This window comes from Methanoregula sp. (assembly GCF_002835825.1).
Lineage (GTDB): Archaea > Halobacteriota > Methanomicrobia > Methanomicrobiales > Methanospirillaceae > Methanoregula.
The window spans coordinates 1-1,677 of record NZ_PIZH01000447.1 but is presented as its reverse complement, the minus strand read 5'-3'; the positions used below and the strand labels follow the sequence as shown (position 1 = coordinate 1,677).

Genomic DNA, 1,677 nt, shown 5'->3' with positions numbered 1-1,677 from the left:
GACCGGATATTGTTGATAGTATTGGCAAAATACCACGTCTCCCCGTCGCTCTCGATGCACTGGCTCTCGTCGCAGGGGAGCCAGCTGGCCTTGCGCTCTGCCGGAACCGACGGGAACTCCTTGTCGATCATAGCGATCATGACTGACCGGTTATACGGCGACTCGGCAAGCATCCGGACCGAGATCGATCCCTTGTTCATGGCATCCCGTGCCCGCTCTCCATTACCTTCGGCTTTATATTGCTCATATGCTTTGAAGTAGAGATCCGCAGCCGCGTTGTAATTGTCGGATGCAAACGCCTTCTCTGCCTGCGAGAAGAGGTTGTCTGCCAGAGTTGCAGGATCAGGAGCCTGCGTTGCGGGAGCAGGCGTCTGCCCCGGGGAGGTACAGCCGGCCGCAAGAACGAAAGCAAGCACGATGAGGAGAACAAGTCGTTTCATAACACACCTTTGTATGAGATAACTGACGGCAGTCATCGGGTATTAATCTTCGGAAATGCGGTATGACGGGGCAGATCGCCGACCGGTACGAGTGCGACGGGAAACTTGCAGCATCCATCGTGGTCTGCACCTACCTGAGCACACTCGTGACCGTACCCCTTATCCTCATGCTGTTTCCCGGAGTGTAGGGAACCATAAGATATCCGGGGAATAATAGTACCTGCATGGCTGAACGGACCATCTCCTCTGAATTCCGGAACATCGATTCTACCGAAACGGCCGATCACCTTGTCCAGTACCTCGAGTATGTGGACTCCCTGCCGGAGACCCGGCAGATGAAGGTGAGGAGCTACGGATATCTTGACCTGAAAGAGGGGGATCTGGTTCTCGATGCCGGCTGCGGGCCGGGCTATGATGCCATCCGAATGGCAGCGATGGTCGGGAAAAATGGGCAGGTAACCGGTATCGACGTAAGCGAACGGATGATCGCGATCGCTGAAAAAAAGGCAAAAGGCACCGGCCTTCCGGTCTCGTTCCGGACAGGCGATGTCTACAGACTTCCATTCCCGGATGCGAGATTTGATGCGGTCAGGATCGAACGAACGCTCCAGGTTCTCGATAATCCCGGGCAGATCCTTGACGAGATGATCCGGGTGCTCCGCCCGGGCGGCCGGCTCCTCTCCATCGAGCCAGACTGGGAGACATTCATCTGTGACCCCGGCAGCCGGGACACCGCCCGCACTTTCTTCCGGTTCTGCGCTGACCAGTTCCCCGATGGCTCAACCGGCCGTAAGATCTATCGCTACTTCCGGGAGCGGAACCTCGCGGACGTTGTGGTTCACCCGGAGCCGCTCGTTCTGCACGATTTTTCCGTTGCTGCAAAGATGATGAATATGGAGCAGTTCCTTGGAGCGGCTCAGGAGAAGGGTGTGCTTGCACGCGATGAAGTAGCTGCATGGCTTGGCGATCTTGAGGAGGCGCACGCGAAAGGGCAGTTCACGTTTGCAGGGACCATGTTTGCCGTAACCGGGACCAAGTCGTGAGAACCAGAACCGTTATGCCATACGTGTCCCAACCGATCTCTCATGAGTCCTCATGACCAAAACGCCCACCGGCAGCACGAGGTCTTCGACCCGGAGCACGCTGCCCATCTCGACACACCCCTGCGCCATTTCCTCTACCGCCCCGACCGGCTCGCGGAACGGCTGGTTGCACCAGGTGGCCGGGTCCTCGACTT

3 protein-coding genes and 1 pseudogene are annotated in these 1,677 nt (G+C 57.5%); 2 read left to right on the top strand and 2 right to left on the bottom strand.

Features of this window, described 5'->3' with window-relative positions; translation table 11 throughout:
- A pseudogene (locus CW742_RS12135) lies at window positions 1-440 on the bottom strand (transglutaminase); the annotation flags it as partial.
- A 62-nt stretch (window positions 441-502) separates the two neighbouring features.
- Between CW742_RS12135 and CW742_RS12130 the strand changes: the two are divergent.
- Both CW742_RS12130 and CW742_RS12125 read left to right on the top strand, forming a co-directional pair.
- On the top strand, window positions 503-628 hold the full coding sequence (locus CW742_RS12130; RefSeq protein ID WP_292420729.1) for a hypothetical protein: 126 nt from the start codon (window positions 503-505) through the stop codon (window positions 626-628).
- A 36-nt stretch (window positions 629-664) separates the two neighbouring features.
- A complete protein-coding gene (locus tag CW742_RS12125) occupies window positions 665-1,483 on the top strand; it encodes a methyltransferase domain-containing protein (RefSeq protein WP_292420727.1) in 819 nt (272 codons plus the stop codon).
- Between the two features lie 12 nt (window positions 1,484-1,495).
- Here the strand turns inward: CW742_RS12125 and CW742_RS12120 are convergent.
- Window positions 1,496-1,677, bottom strand: a 182-nt coding sequence (locus CW742_RS12120; protein ID WP_292420725.1) for a hypothetical protein, incomplete at its 5' end; no start/stop codon positions are given.

Excerpts from the sequence above, each read along its gene's own strand:
- CW742_RS12130 (WP_292420729.1), top strand. The coding sequence starts at position 503 with ATGACGGGGCAGATCGCCGACCGGTACGAGTGCGACGGGAAACTTGCA.
- CW742_RS12125 (WP_292420727.1), top strand. The coding sequence starts at position 665 with ATGGCTGAACGGACCATCTCCTCTGAATTCCGGAACATCGATTCTACC.